Origin of the sequence: Paraburkholderia sp. RL18-085-BIA-A (assembly GCF_046027075.1) — a bacterium.
Classification (GTDB): Bacteria; Pseudomonadota; Gammaproteobacteria; order Burkholderiales; family Burkholderiaceae; genus Paraburkholderia.
On the sequence record NZ_JARESU010000013.1, the window covers coordinates 1 to 12,244 of the forward strand.

Consider the following 12,244-nt stretch of genomic DNA (forward strand, 5'->3'; position numbering starts at 1 on the left):
CAAGTACGAGCCGTTCAACCAGTTGATCGACCAAGACCCCGCGACTCGCGCGTCGCTCGCCGAGCTGGCCGCGCGCTACGCGCTGGCCGGCCAGCCGGTGGTGATCGCGATCAACAACAAGGCGGAAGGGTCGGCGCCGTTAAGCTGTGTGGAACTGGCGCGCGGGATTATCGAAGCATATGCGCGACTGGCTCACGAACGGGAACATGAGGACGAAGAGCCGCCTTCGGACGAGCGGCAACAGCAGGCAGGAGACGGCGAAGCCGGCGACGAACCGGCTTCTTAGGTCATGCAGCTCGGGCGGCAAGGCAACAGTTCAGCGAAGGCTCACTTGCGGAGCCCTCTTTGCCCGCGCCGCGCGCGCATTGAACGCAGACTGCGAAGCGCTGGAGCTGGTGCGAACGGCTGCCGGCCCCGACCGCAAGGCCCGGGCATCGAACAGCACGCTCGGCCCCGCCTCAGCCCGCCTTGATCCTGTGCGCGAACTTCTGACGAAACTTCGCCACTTTCGGCGCCACCACGAACGAGCAGTACCCTTGATTCGGATGCTGCGCAAAATAGTTCTGGTGGTACGCCTCGGCAGGCCAGTAGTTCTCGCCTAGCGGCAGCACCTGGGTGACGATCTGCCCGTCGTAAATCCCCAGTTCGCCGATCTCGCGGATCGCCTGCAGCGCCGTCTCGCGCTGCGCCTCCGAATGCGTGAAGATGACCGACCGGTACTGCGTGCCGACGTCGTTGCCCTGCCGGTTGAGCTGCGTCGGATCGTGGATCGCGAAGAAAATATCGAGAATCTCGCGATAGCTGATCTTCGCCGGATCGAAGTCGACCTTCACCACTTCAGCGTGGCCGGTCTCGCCGTCGCACACCTGCTCGTAGGTCGGATTGCGGGTCTGGCCGCCCGCATAGCCCGACTCCACCGCGTTCACGCCGTCGACGCCCAGATACACCGCTTCGAGGCACCAGAAACATCCGCCACCGAGGGTGGCGACTTCGCCTGTCTGACTCATGCTGCTCGCTCCTTCATGCTGATGGTCGGCCGATGCCGGTCTTGCATCGCCGCAACGCTCGTGCCACAAACGGGACTTGCCAGCTTAGCGGGTTTTGCGCTGACCGGCTGGGGTCGCGGCCAGTGCGCCGCGATTGCAGTTAAAATTGGGACAAATCGACGATTTTCACTATGACTTTCGAATCATTTGTTTCCGAGCATGCGCGCGATGGGTTCAGTCCGGCTTCGGCCCCGCTAACGCGAGGAGTCGCCTTCCGATGAAGCGCGCCAGCCCGCCCAATTTCGACCAGAACGCCTTCAAACAGGCGCTCAGCCAATTCGCCACCGGCGTCACCGTCATTACAACGCGAGCAGAGTCAGGCCAGTTGATCGGCATCACGGCCAGTTCATTTAACTCGGTGTCGCTCGCTCCGCCGCTGGTGTTATGGAGCCTTGCCACCCGCTCGGCGTCGATGCCGGTGTTCCAGGCCAACAGCCACTACGTGGTCAACGTGCTGGCCGCCTCGCAACTCGATCTATGCAAACGCTTCGCGACCGTCAAGGGCGACCGCTTCGAAGGTGTGTCGCACGCGCAGGGCGATAGCGGCATGCCGGTGCTCGACGGCGCGCTCGCGTGGTTCGAATGCCATAACCGCAGCCGCTACCAGGAAGGCGACCACGTGATTTTCGTCGGCGAAGTGGAACGCTGCGGCGTGCATGAAAATGCGGCGGATACTTCGCCGCTGGTGTTTCAGAACGGCCAGTTTCACGGGCTCAAGCCGCTGTGAATGAACGGCCGCGCTTCGCGCGGCCAGCCACTGCCCTTCAGCGGTCGTTATGCGCCGCACCGTGCCCGGTTTTCTTCACTAGCGAGACCGGCACGCCCGAATCTTCCTTCAGCGTCTGCAGCACGATATTCGAGCGAATATCCATCACGCCCGGCGCCTTATACAGACGCTGCAGCACGAAATCCGAATAGTGCTTGAGGTTATGCGCGAGAACCCGCAGCAGATAATGGGTCTCGCCGGTCACGACGAATGCGCCGACCACTTCCGGCCAGTCGCGCACCGCGTCCGCGAAACGCTCGTGCCAGTTTTCCTGGTCATTGCGCATGGACACCTGGACGAACGCCTCCAGTTCGAAACCCAGCACTTCGCGGTTCAGACACGCGCGGTAATGCTCGATGACGCCCTGCTCTTCCAGCAGACGCAAGCGCCGCAGGCAGGCCGACGGCGAGAGCGAAATGCGCTCCGCGAGATCGAGATTGCTGATTCGTCCTTCTTGCTGAAGCACCGTCAAGATACGGCAATCGGTGGCGTCGAGCGAGATCGCGTTCATATTCGGTCTCCCTTTCCCGTTTGACTCAAATTATGTTCCAAGACAGCGGGCAGAAGGTGATTTTTTCGCAATCACATTTTGCAGCAGGCCGCCTATCATTCCCGCATGGCCACAATTCATCGATGGAGACATGCAAACACTCTGGGACATCACCCCCGCCGTCAATACCGCGACGCCCGTCTGGCCCAGCGACACGCCGGTCGGCATCGAGCGCATGTGGCGCATGGAAGCGGGCTCGCCCGTCAACGTCGCGCGGCTGACGCTGTCGCCGCACACCGGTGCGCATACCGACGCCCCGTTGCACTACGACGCCGAGGGCGCGGCGATCGGCGAGGTGCCGCTCGACGCCTACCTTGGGCGGTGCCGGGTGATTCATTGCATCGGCGCGTCACCTGTTGTGACGCCACAACACTTAACCGGCTCGCTCGACGACCTGCCGCCGCGAGTCTTACTGCGCACTTACAAAAATGCGCCGACGAGCGCCTGGGACAGCGCGTTCTGCGCGGTCGCGCCGGACACCATCGACCTGCTCGCGTCGCGAGGCGTGCAGCTGATCGGCATCGACACGCCGTCGCTCGATCCGCAGGAATCGAAGACGATGGACGCTCACCGCCGGATTCGCGCGCATCGGATGGCGATTCTCGAAGGCATCGTGCTGGATGCCGTCGCCCCCGGCGAGTACGAACTGATCGCGCTGCCGCTCAAGCTGACCACGCTCGACGCGAGTCCGGTGCGCGCGGTGTTGCGCGCACTGCCCGAATCACGCTGAAGCGCGCTGACTCGCGCCGAACCCGGCGGCCTCGCTGAACCTCACTGATCCTACCGACGGAACCACCATGAATCACCGTGACGAAGCACTGGCGCTCGACAGCGCCGACCCGATCGCGACGCTGCGCGACCAGTTCGCGCTGTCGCCGACCACCATCTATCTCGACGGCAATTCGCTCGGCGTGCCGCCGGCCGCGGCCGCGCAACGTGCGCAGACCGTGATCGCCGCAGAATGGGGCGAAGGCCTGATCCGCAGCTGGAACAACGCCGGCTGGTTCGCGCTGCCGCGCCGTCTCGGCAACAAGCTCGCGCCGTTGATCGGCGCGGCCGACGACGAAGTTGTCGTCACCGATACGATTTCGATCAACCTGTTCAAGCTGCTGTCCGCCGCCGTGCGGGTCGCGCATGCGCGCGACCCGAAGCGTCGCGTGATCGTCTCCGAGCGCTCGAACTTCCCGACCGATCTGTACATCGCGCAGGGCCTGATCGAGCAGCTCGACCGTGGCTATGAACTGCGCCTCGTCGACGATCCGTCCGAACTGCCCGCGGCGATCGGCGACGACACCGCGATCGCGATGATCACGCACGTGAACTACCGCACCGGCTACATGCACGACATGGCCGAGCTGACGAAGCTGATCCACGACAAGGGCGCGCTCGCGCTGTGGGATCTCGCGCATTCGGCGGGCGCGGTGCCGGTCGACCTGAACGGCGTCGGCGCGGACTACGCGGTCGGCTGCACGTACAAGTATCTGAACGGCGGTCCCGGTTCGCCCGCGTTCGTGTGGGTGCCCAAGCGCCATCAGAACGAATTTGCGCAGCCGCTGTCCGGCTGGTGGGGTCATCGCGCGCCGTTCGAGATGGACCCGGCGTATCAGCCGGATGACGGCATTGGCCGCTTCCTGTGCGGCACGCAGCCGATGGTGTCGATGGCGCTGGTCGAATGCGGGCTCGACGTGTTCCTGCAAACCGACATGCAGGCGGTCCGCAAGAAGTCGCTCGCGCTGACCGATCTGTTCATCGAACTGGTCGAAGCGCGTTGCGGCGAGTTTCCGCTCAAGCTTGTGACACCGCGTGAGCACGCGCAGCGCGGCTCGCATGCGAGCTTCGAACATCCGCATGGCTATGAGGTGATGCAGGCGCTGATCGCGCGTGGCGTGATCGGCGACTATCGTGAGCCGCATGTGTTGCGCTTCGGTTTTACGCCGCTCTATACGCGCTTCGTCGATGTGTGGGACGCCGTCGAAACCTTGCGCGACGTGCTCACGCAAGAGACCTGGCGGGCACCTGAATTCGCCGCTCGCGGCGCCGTGACCTGAGGAGCGCGCAATGACCGATCACATGCAAACACCGGGTTTGCCGGAAGAGCCCGTCGCGCAGGGGTGTCCGTTCGGGCATGGGCGTGGGGGGGCTTCGGCCTCCGCCGCTCCAACTGCCAAAGCTTCCGATGCCCCGGACGCCGCTGAAGGCGGCTGGCATGACGCGCAGCTCGACTTCTCCGAATCGATGAGCTACGGCGATTATCTGTCGCTCGGAACGGTACTGGACGCACAGCACCCGTTGTCGCCGGATCACAACGAGATGCTGTTCATCATCCAGCATCAGACGAGCGAGCTGTGGATGAAGCTCGCATTGTATGAACTGCGCGCCGCGCTGAAGGCGGTGCATCGCGACGAACTGCCGCCCGCGTTCAAGATGCTCGCGCGCGTGTCGCGAATCATGGAGCAGCTGGTGCAGGCGTGGAGCGTTCTCGCGACGATGACGCCGTCCGAGTACACCGCGATGCGGCCTTATCTCGGCAGTTCGTCGGGCTTCCAGTCGTATCAGTATCGGCAGATCGAGTTTCTGCTCGGCAACAAGAACGAGCAGATGCTCAAGCCGCATGCGCATCGCGCGGACGTGTTCGCCGAAGTGAAGGCCGCGCTCGAAGCGCCTTCTTTCTACGACGAAGTGGTGCGATTGCTGTCGCGCCGCGGCTTCGCGATTTCATCTTCGAGACTGGAGCGGGATTGGACCCAGCCTACTACTCACGACGCGTCGGTCGAAGCGGCCTGGCTCGAGGTGTACCGTAATCCGTCGCAGCATTGGGAGCTGTACGAGATGGCCGAAGAACTGGTCGATCTCGAAGACGCGTTCAGGCAATGGCGGTTCAGGCACGTGACCACGGTCGAGCGGATCATCGGCTTCAAGCAGGGCACCGGCGGAACGAGCGGCGCGACCTATTTGCGCAAGATGCTGGACGTGGTGCTGTTTCCCGAGCTTTGGCATGTGAGGACGATGCTTTAACAAGCGAAGCGGGCCTTCGCAGAACCAGACTCACCTCGCCGTATATCCCCCATCGATTGGCAAACAAACGCCGCTAATCATGGACGCCGCGTCGCTCAGCAAAAACATGATCGGCGCGGCGACTTCGCCGGATTCGGCAAAGCGCCGCAACGGAATCGCCTTCAAAGCAGGCTCGCGTTTGGCGGGCTCGCTCCACGCCTGCACCGCCATCGGTGTCAACGTGACGGTCGGATTCACGCTGTTCACGCGAATCCCGAACGGCCCCAACTCGATGCACAGCGCACGCGTCACCGCATCGAGCGCCGCCTTCGAAGCCGAATAGCTCAGATGATCGTCGAGCGCCACGAGCGCCGCCTGGCTCGAAACGTTCACGATACTGCCCGCGCGTTTCGCGTCGATCATCCCACGCGCCACATGCTTGGCAACCAGTACCGCGCCACGCGCGTTCACCGCCATCACGCGATCGAAGCTCGCGGCCGTGGTATCCACCGCGCGTTCGAGCAACGCGATTCCCGCGCAATTCACGAGTCCGTCGAACACGTCGAGCGAACCCAGCGCGTCGTCGATCGCGGCTTCATCGCTCACGTCGAGCCTCAGCGGCTCGCAGCCGGTTTCCTCGGCTAGCCGCGCGAGTTCGTTGACGTTGCGCGCCGCGGCGACGACAGTCGCGCCCGCCTCGCACAACGCCACGACCGTTGCGCGGCCGATTCCGCTAGAGGCGCCCGTCACGAGAATCGAGCGGCCGGAAAAATCAAAGGTCGTATTCATGATGATTGCAACCGATGCATGACCGGCTTCAGAGCCGGATACAAGTCTGTATAAATGCCGAAGCGCTGTTCGTACAACGTCATCCGACGCGCGTCGGGCTGCGCGCGTTCGATCAACGTCACCCAGCTGCCCTCGGCCGCTTCCCGCTCGATCAGTCCGACGCCGACAGCCGGGCGCGTGGCATGCGCCTACGCACACGTTCGCGTTCGAAGTTCATGCACGCGGCTTCATCAACACCTTGATCGAATCGAGCGAGTTCGCGACCTTGATCGCCTCGTCCCACTCTTCCAGAGAAAAGCCGTGCGTGACGATGCCGTTCGACGTGACGAGTCCACGCGCCAGCAGATCGATTGCGATCGGATAGCAGTAGGGTCCAAGATGCGCGCCGCGCACGTCGAGTTCCTTGCGGTCGCCGATCACCGACCAGTCGAGCGTCGTATCCGCGCCGAACACCGAGAACTCGACGAAGCGCCCGAGCTTGCGAATCAGGTCCATGCCCTGGTTCACGCCGATCGGCGCGCCGGTGGTTTCGATATATACGTCGCAGCCGTAGCCGTCGGTGAGCGAACGGATGATCGCCAGCGCGTCTTCCTTCTGCGGATTGATCGTCACGTCCGCGCCGTACTCACGCGCGAGCGCGAGGCGCTCTTCCACGAGGTCGATCACCACCAGCTTCTTCGGCGTCTTCAGATGCGCGACTTGCGTCATCATCAAACCAAGCGGACCCGCGCCCGCGATCACCACCACATCGTCGAGTTGCACGTCACCACGATTGACCGTGTGGATCGCGCAGGCGAGCGGCTCGATGATCGCCGCGTCTTCGAGCGAGATGCCGTCGGGAATCTTGTGCACGATCGCTGTCGGCGGAATCCGCATGTACTCGGCCATGCCGCCGTCCGCCACTTCGCGCTGAAAGCCGAAGATGTTGTGCACTTCGCACATCCAGTACTGACCGGATTTGCAATACCGGCACTTGCCGCAAGGCACGATCTGTTCGGCGATCACGCGCTCGCCCTGCTTCACGCCGAAGTGTTCGGCCGCGCCCACGCCGATCTCCTCGACGTAGCCGAAGAACTCGTGCCCCGGAATCACCGGCGCTTTCACCCACGGGCTCGGACCGCCCCAGAACATCTTCGCGCCCGAGTAGCACTTGCAGTCGCTCGCGCAGATGCCGCACGCGGCGATGCGGATCACGAGTTCATGCGCGCGGGCGCGCGGCTTCGACACCTGCTCGACGCGATAGTCTTTCGGCGCATGACAGACGATGGCGGTCATGTTCGGCTTGTCGGATTGAGTCGTCATTGCATTGTCCTGCCAAAGAAGGAGTGAGTGGAGAAAGTTACTTTCTGCGGTCGCGGCTGAGGTAGATGGCGAGCAGAATGATTCCGACCTTGATCACGTTCTGCACATACGGATTCACGCCGACCATGTTCAGGCCTCACGCCGTGCGAACACAGCGCGATAGGTGTTGAAAAATGCGGTGTTGAAACGCGGGTGAAATGAAACGCTTCGGCTTGCAGCCCAGCGAAGGACTACACAGCCGCGCGATCGCTGCTGACTAGGTGAACGGATAAGCCGCGGCGACGCTGCGCGGCAGCCCCGGCGCGAGCACGATGGCCGGCGCGTCGTCGATGCCCGCGCCACGCGCCGCGGCTTCTTCGGACGCGTCGCGGCTCGCGTCGTTCAGTTGCTGATAGCGCCGGAATTTCGACGGCGCCATGCCCTTCACTGCGAGGAACTGCCGGTTGAAATTCGACAGGTTGTTGAAGCCCGCCTTGAAGCAGATATCGGTCACGCTTAGCTCGCCGTCGGTGAGCAACTGGCATGCGAGGTTGATGCGCATACGGTTCACGTACTGCACGAACGGCAAGCCGGTATGGCGGCGAAAATACCGCGAGAACGCGCTGACGCTCTGGCCGGCGAGCTGCGCCAGATCCGATTCGCGCAACTCGTTCGCGAGGTTCTTGCCGATATACGACAGCACGTGATTGATACGGGTCGACGCGAAGCCGGTCGGGTCGGCCTGATACGCGGGACTCGCGAGCGTCTCGCGGTCCTCGGCATTCGTCAGGATCTCTAACATCGACATGAACAGCACGAGTCGGCGTAGCCCGCGCGCCGCCAGCAATTCCATGAACAGCGGCTGGATCGCCGCGCTGGTGCGCGCGCCGAACGACACGCCGCGGCGCGAGTCGGCCAGCAGCGCTTCGACCTGGCGCCACTCAGGAAAGCTGTCGACGCAGCTCGACACGAACTCCTGCCCGAACTGCACGACCAGGTTGCGCTGCGCGATGGTCTCGCCTTCCGGCACGTCGCTGACCCAGTTGTGCGGCAGGTTCGGCCCCATCAACACGAGGTTGCCGGGCGCGAAGCTGCTGATGTGATCGCCGACGAACATCTTGCCGGTGGTCGCGACGATCAGATGAATTTCGTATTCCGGATGAAAGTGCCAGCGCACCGTTCGGTACGGATAGCCATGCGACCACGCTTTGAACGATTCGTCGCGGCGCACGGCCACGATTTCCAGATCGGGTTGCACTGTCTGCCTCCATGAAGCGGCCGTCGAACCGGCCGCTGATCTTCGTCTTGTAGACGAAAAGTAGCCTTCAAACGCGCCGGCCACCACTAAAAATGAGACCGTGGACCAATACTTTTTTGCATTCGGGTTAATCCTGGCGCGTCCGGCGTCAAATTTGACGCAATGCAATACACACCGTGAGCCGCTTGCGCTCGCCCGGCGAGCGACCGCGAACACCCGGCCAAGCCCCGCCACGCCGCGCTGCGCCACGAAAACCCTGTCGCGCCGCCTTGACTTTCGTTTCGGCGGGTACGATCATTCGCTCACATGCAGAGCAAATGCTCCACTTAAGAAAAACGCAGGCTCCGAGCCGTACGGGCAACTGCAACCAGCAACTGCAACCATCAGATCGGAGTAAGCGCTAAAGCGCTAACGGCAAAGATTATGGGATCGGAGTAAGCGCTAAAGCGCTAACGGCAAAGATCATGGGATCGGAGTAAGCGCTAAAGCGCTAACTCCGATCGACACAGGAGACGCACATGAACAGCGGGCAAGGCAGCGGCGCAGCCGCACACGTGATCCTGCACATCGGCGCGGGATCGTTTCATCGCGCGCATCAGGCGTGGTATCTGCACCGATTGAACGAGGCGAAGCTGGCCGGCGAGTCGCACTGGTCGCTGACGGTCGGCAATATCCGCAGCGACATGAACGCGGTGCTCGAAGCGCTCGCCGCGCAAAACGGCGTCTATACGCTGGAGACCGTCACGCCTCAGGGCGAGCGCGCGTACGAGACGATCCGTTCGATCGAGCGCGTGGTGCCGTGGACCGAAAACCTCGACGCGCTGATCGAAGCGGGCGCCGATCCGGCCTGCAAGATCATCGCGTTCACCGTCACCGAAGGCGGCTATTACCTCGACGAACATGACCGGCTCGATACCGCGAACGCCGACCTCGCCGCCGACCTCAAAGGCGGCCACACCACGATCTACGGCGCGCTGGCGGCGATTCTCGACGCGCGCATGAAACGCGGCGCGGGCCCCGTCACGCTGCAGACTTGCGACAACCTGCGCAGAAACGGCGAGCGTTTTCACGCGGGTATGAGCGAGTTTCTCGAACGGCGCGGCGCCACCGAACTGGCGCAATGGTTCGACGACCACACCGCGTGCCCGAGTTCGATGGTCGACCGCATCACGCCGCGTCCGACGCCCGACGTGCGCGAGCGCGTCAAGGCCGCGACCGGGGTCGACGACGCGTGCCCGGTGATGGGCGAAGCGTTCATCCAGTGGGTGGTCGAGGACCGCTTCATCGCCGGCCGTCCCGCATGGGAGAAAGTCGGCGCCGAACTGGTCGACTCGGTGCTGCCCTACGAGGAAGCGAAGATCCGCATTCTGAACGCGCCGCATAGCTGCATCGCGTGGGCCGGCACGCTGGTCGGGCTGAACTACATTCACGAAGGCACGCTCGACGCCGACATCCGCCAGTTTGCATTCGACTACGTGACCGAGGATGTGATCCCGTGTCTGTCGCCGAGTCCGCTCGATCTCGAACGGTATCGCGACGTGGTGCTCGAACGCTTCAGCAATCCGTATATCCAGGACACCAACCAGCGCGTCGCGGCCGACGGCTTTTCGAAGCTGCCAGGCTTCATCGCGCCGACGCTGTCCGAGTGTTTCGAACGCGGCGCCACGCCCGCTGCGACGGCGATGCTGCCCGCGCTGTTCTTCCGCTTTCTGGAACGCTGGCACGCCGGCAAGCTGCCGTACGCCTATCAGGACGGCGTGATGGACGAGCGCGTCGCGCGCGGCTTCTTCGCGGCGCCCGATCCGTTGCAGGCGTTCGCCGCCGACCGTCTGCTATGGGGCAGCATGGCGCAGACACCGGAGCTGGAAGCAGCGCTCGCTGGCGCGCTCGCGCGCGTCGATGTCTGGCTCGCCAAACGCGGCGCGGTTTGAACACCGCACTGCGCCTTCTTTCGAATCACGCGCGCGGCCAGGCTTAATGCGCATGGCAGCGCGCGTCATGTGCGGCTAAAGTAGCGCATCCCTAACGACGAAGGTTTCGCGCCCATGTATCTCGGCATCGACCTCGGCACGTCCGAAGTGAAAGTTCTGCTGCTCGCCTCCGATGGACGCGTGATCGCCACTGCGGGCTCCCCCTTTACCGTTTCGCGTCCGCATCAGCGTTGGGCCGAACAGAATCCCGAGGACTGGTGGACGGGCACGCGCGCGGCGCTCGCCGCATTGCGCGCGCGGCATCCCGACGAGTTCGCGCAGATTCGCGGCATCGGCCTGTCGGGGCAGATGCACGGCGCGGTGCTGCTGGATGCGGAGGACCGCGTGCTGCGGCCCGCGATCCTGTGGAACGACATGCGCAGCGACAAGGAGTGCGCGGAGCTGACCGAGCGTGCGCCGGATCTGCACAGCGTCGCCGGCAATCTGGCGATGCCGGGTTTCACCGCGCCGAAGCTGCTGTGGGTCGCGCGCCATGAGCCGGAGATTTTCGCGCGAACCGCCTGGGTGCTGCTGCCGAAAGATTATTTGCGCCTGCAGCTGACGGGCGGCAAGGTGTCCGATCCATCCGATGCGGCCGGCACGTTGTGGCTCGATGTCGCAAAGCGTGATTGGTCCGACTCGCTGCTCGCCGCGTGCAACATGACGCGCGCGCAGATGCCGGCGCTCGCCGAAGGCAGCGCGCCATCCGGCACGCTACTGCCCGAAGTGGCGCGCGAATTCGGTTTGCGTGACGGCGTGATCGTCGCGGCCGGCGGCGGCGACAACGCCACCAGCGCGATCGGCATCGGCGCGACGCAACCGGGCGACGGCTTCGTGTCGCTCGGCACGTCGGGCGTGCTGTGCGTGGTCGGCGACAGCTTCCGGCCGAACCCGGCGTCCGCCGTGCACGCGTTCTGTCATGCGATTCCAGACCGCTGGCATCAGATGAGCGTGGTGTTGTCGGCGGCGAGTTGCCTGCGCTGGGTCTGCAAGCTCACCTCCACCGACGAGCCGACCCTGCTCGCCGAAATCGAGGCGCTCCCCGCCGACGCATTGACCACCGCGCCGCTGTTCCTGCCGTATCTGTCCGGTGAACGCACGCCGCACAACGACCCGTATGCGCAAGGCGTTTTCTTCGGCATGAACCACGCGACCGATCGCGCATTGCTCGGCTATGCGGTGCTCGAAGGCGTGACGCTCGCGCTCACCGACGGCCTCGACGCGCTGCGCGCGGCCGGCACCGAAGCGAAAGCGCTGTCGCTGCTCGGCGGCGGCGCACGCAGCGATTACTGGGCGCAACTGCTGGCCGATGCGCTCGACACTGCGACCCGCAAGCACGGCGGCGGCGAAACCGGCGCGGCGCTCGGCGCGGCGCGGCTCGGCTGGCTGGCCGCGGGCGGCGATCCGGCCACGGTGCTGACCAAGCCACCCATCGAAAAGGAGTTCACGCCGAATCCGCGCCGGCATGCCGAGTTGCGCACGCGGCTCGAAGCCTATCGCGCGCTGTACCGTCACGTGCGGCCGCTGTTCGACCCGGCGCGAGCGCCGCTCGCCTGAGCCAGCGGCAAACCACGGCCGGCTGGCGTTCAG

General features: G+C 64.1%; 11 protein-coding genes and 1 pseudogene. 7 read left to right on the forward strand and 5 right to left on the reverse strand.

What is annotated here, in order from left to right:
* Window positions 1-286, forward strand: a pseudogene (locus tag P0D89_RS11720) (DUF72 domain-containing protein); the annotation flags it as partial.
* Between the two features lie 172 nt (window positions 287-458).
* Here P0D89_RS11720 and msrA read toward each other — a convergent pair.
* Window positions 459-1,007: a peptide-methionine (S)-S-oxide reductase MsrA gene (gene msrA, locus P0D89_RS11725; protein ID WP_408356178.1), complete on the reverse strand. Its 549-nt coding sequence runs from the start codon at window positions 1,005-1,007 to the stop codon at window positions 459-461.
* A 256-nt stretch (window positions 1,008-1,263) separates the two neighbouring features.
* On the opposite strand from msrA, the gene P0D89_RS11730 reads away from it, so the two are divergent.
* Window positions 1,264-1,773 (forward strand): flavin reductase family protein, encoded by a 510-nt coding sequence (locus P0D89_RS11730; protein ID WP_408356176.1) that lies wholly within the window; start codon window positions 1,264-1,266, stop codon window positions 1,771-1,773.
* Between the two features lie 37 nt (window positions 1,774-1,810).
* Here the strand turns inward: P0D89_RS11730 and P0D89_RS11735 are convergent, their stop codons facing one another.
* A complete protein-coding gene (locus P0D89_RS11735) occupies window positions 1,811-2,323 on the reverse strand; it encodes an Lrp/AsnC family transcriptional regulator (protein ID WP_149671899.1) in 513 nt (170 codons plus the stop codon).
* Window positions 2,324-2,453: 130 nt separating this feature from the next.
* Between P0D89_RS11735 and kynB the strand changes: the two genes are divergently transcribed.
* The 3 genes from kynB to kynA all read left to right on the forward strand — a co-directional run bounded on the left by kynB (window position 2,454) and on the right by kynA (window position 5,377).
* Window positions 2,454-3,092: an arylformamidase gene (kynB, locus tag P0D89_RS11740; RefSeq protein ID WP_408376617.1), complete on the forward strand. Its 639-nt coding sequence runs from the start codon at window positions 2,454-2,456 to the stop codon at window positions 3,090-3,092.
* A gap of 67 nt (window positions 3,093-3,159) precedes the next feature.
* Window positions 3,160-4,410, forward strand: coding sequence for a kynureninase (kynU, locus tag P0D89_RS11745; RefSeq protein ID WP_408356172.1), 1,251 nt, complete (start codon window positions 3,160-3,162; stop codon window positions 4,408-4,410).
* Between the two features lie 10 nt (window positions 4,411-4,420).
* On the forward strand, window positions 4,421-5,377 hold the full coding sequence (gene kynA, locus P0D89_RS11750; RefSeq protein WP_408356170.1) for a tryptophan 2,3-dioxygenase: 957 nt from the start codon (window positions 4,421-4,423) through the stop codon (window positions 5,375-5,377).
* Window positions 5,378-5,407: 30 nt separating this feature from the next.
* On the opposite strand, the gene P0D89_RS11755 is transcribed toward kynA, so the two are convergent.
* The 3 genes from P0D89_RS11755 to P0D89_RS11765 all read right to left on the reverse strand — a co-directional run bounded on the left by P0D89_RS11755 (window position 5,408) and on the right by P0D89_RS11765 (window position 8,684).
* The gene (locus P0D89_RS11755; RefSeq protein ID WP_408356168.1) at window positions 5,408-6,145 is read right to left on the reverse strand and encodes an SDR family oxidoreductase; all 738 of its coding nucleotides are present in this window, start codon (window positions 6,143-6,145) and stop codon (window positions 5,408-5,410) included.
* A 213-nt stretch (window positions 6,146-6,358) separates the two neighbouring features.
* Complete coding sequence (locus P0D89_RS11760; protein ID WP_408356166.1) at window positions 6,359-7,447, reverse strand: alcohol dehydrogenase catalytic domain-containing protein; 1,089 nt, start codon at window positions 7,445-7,447, stop codon at window positions 6,359-6,361.
* Between the two features lie 256 nt (window positions 7,448-7,703).
* Window positions 7,704-8,684, reverse strand: coding sequence for an AraC family transcriptional regulator (locus tag P0D89_RS11765; RefSeq protein WP_408356164.1), 981 nt, complete (start codon window positions 8,682-8,684; stop codon window positions 7,704-7,706).
* 518 nt (window positions 8,685-9,202) lie between these two features.
* On the opposite strand from P0D89_RS11765, the gene dalD reads away from it, so the two are divergent.
* A complete protein-coding gene (dalD, locus tag P0D89_RS11770) occupies window positions 9,203-10,615 on the forward strand; it encodes a D-arabinitol 4-dehydrogenase (RefSeq protein ID WP_408376618.1) in 1,413 nt (470 codons plus the stop codon).
* A 114-nt stretch (window positions 10,616-10,729) separates the two neighbouring features.
* Window positions 10,730-12,211: a xylulokinase gene (gene xylB, locus P0D89_RS11775; protein ID WP_408356160.1), complete on the forward strand. Its 1,482-nt coding sequence runs from the start codon at window positions 10,730-10,732 to the stop codon at window positions 12,209-12,211.
* The last annotated feature ends 33 nt before the right edge of the window (window positions 12,212-12,244 follow it).

Coding starts and splice junctions, on each gene's coding strand:
- msrA (WP_408356178.1), bottom strand. CDS start 1,007: ATGAGTCAGACAGGCGAAGTCGCCACCCTCGGTGGCGGATGTTTCTGG.
- P0D89_RS11730 (WP_408356176.1), top strand. CDS start 1,264: ATGAAGCGCGCCAGCCCGCCCAATTTCGACCAGAACGCCTTCAAACAG.
- P0D89_RS11735 (WP_149671899.1), bottom strand. CDS start 2,323: ATGAACGCGATCTCGCTCGACGCCACCGATTGCCGTATCTTGACGGTG.
- kynB (WP_408376617.1), top strand. CDS start 2,454: ATGCAAACACTCTGGGACATCACCCCCGCCGTCAATACCGCGACGCCC.
- kynU (WP_408356172.1), top strand. CDS start 3,160: ATGAATCACCGTGACGAAGCACTGGCGCTCGACAGCGCCGACCCGATC.
- kynA (WP_408356170.1), top strand. CDS start 4,421: ATGACCGATCACATGCAAACACCGGGTTTGCCGGAAGAGCCCGTCGCG.
- P0D89_RS11755 (WP_408356168.1), bottom strand. CDS start 6,145: ATGAATACGACCTTTGATTTTTCCGGCCGCTCGATTCTCGTGACGGGC.
- P0D89_RS11760 (WP_408356166.1), bottom strand. CDS start 7,447: ATGACGACTCAATCCGACAAGCCGAACATGACCGCCATCGTCTGTCAT.
- dalD (WP_408376618.1), top strand. CDS start 9,203: ATGAACAGCGGGCAAGGCAGCGGCGCAGCCGCACACGTGATCCTGCAC.
- xylB (WP_408356160.1), top strand. CDS start 10,730: ATGTATCTCGGCATCGACCTCGGCACGTCCGAAGTGAAAGTTCTGCTG.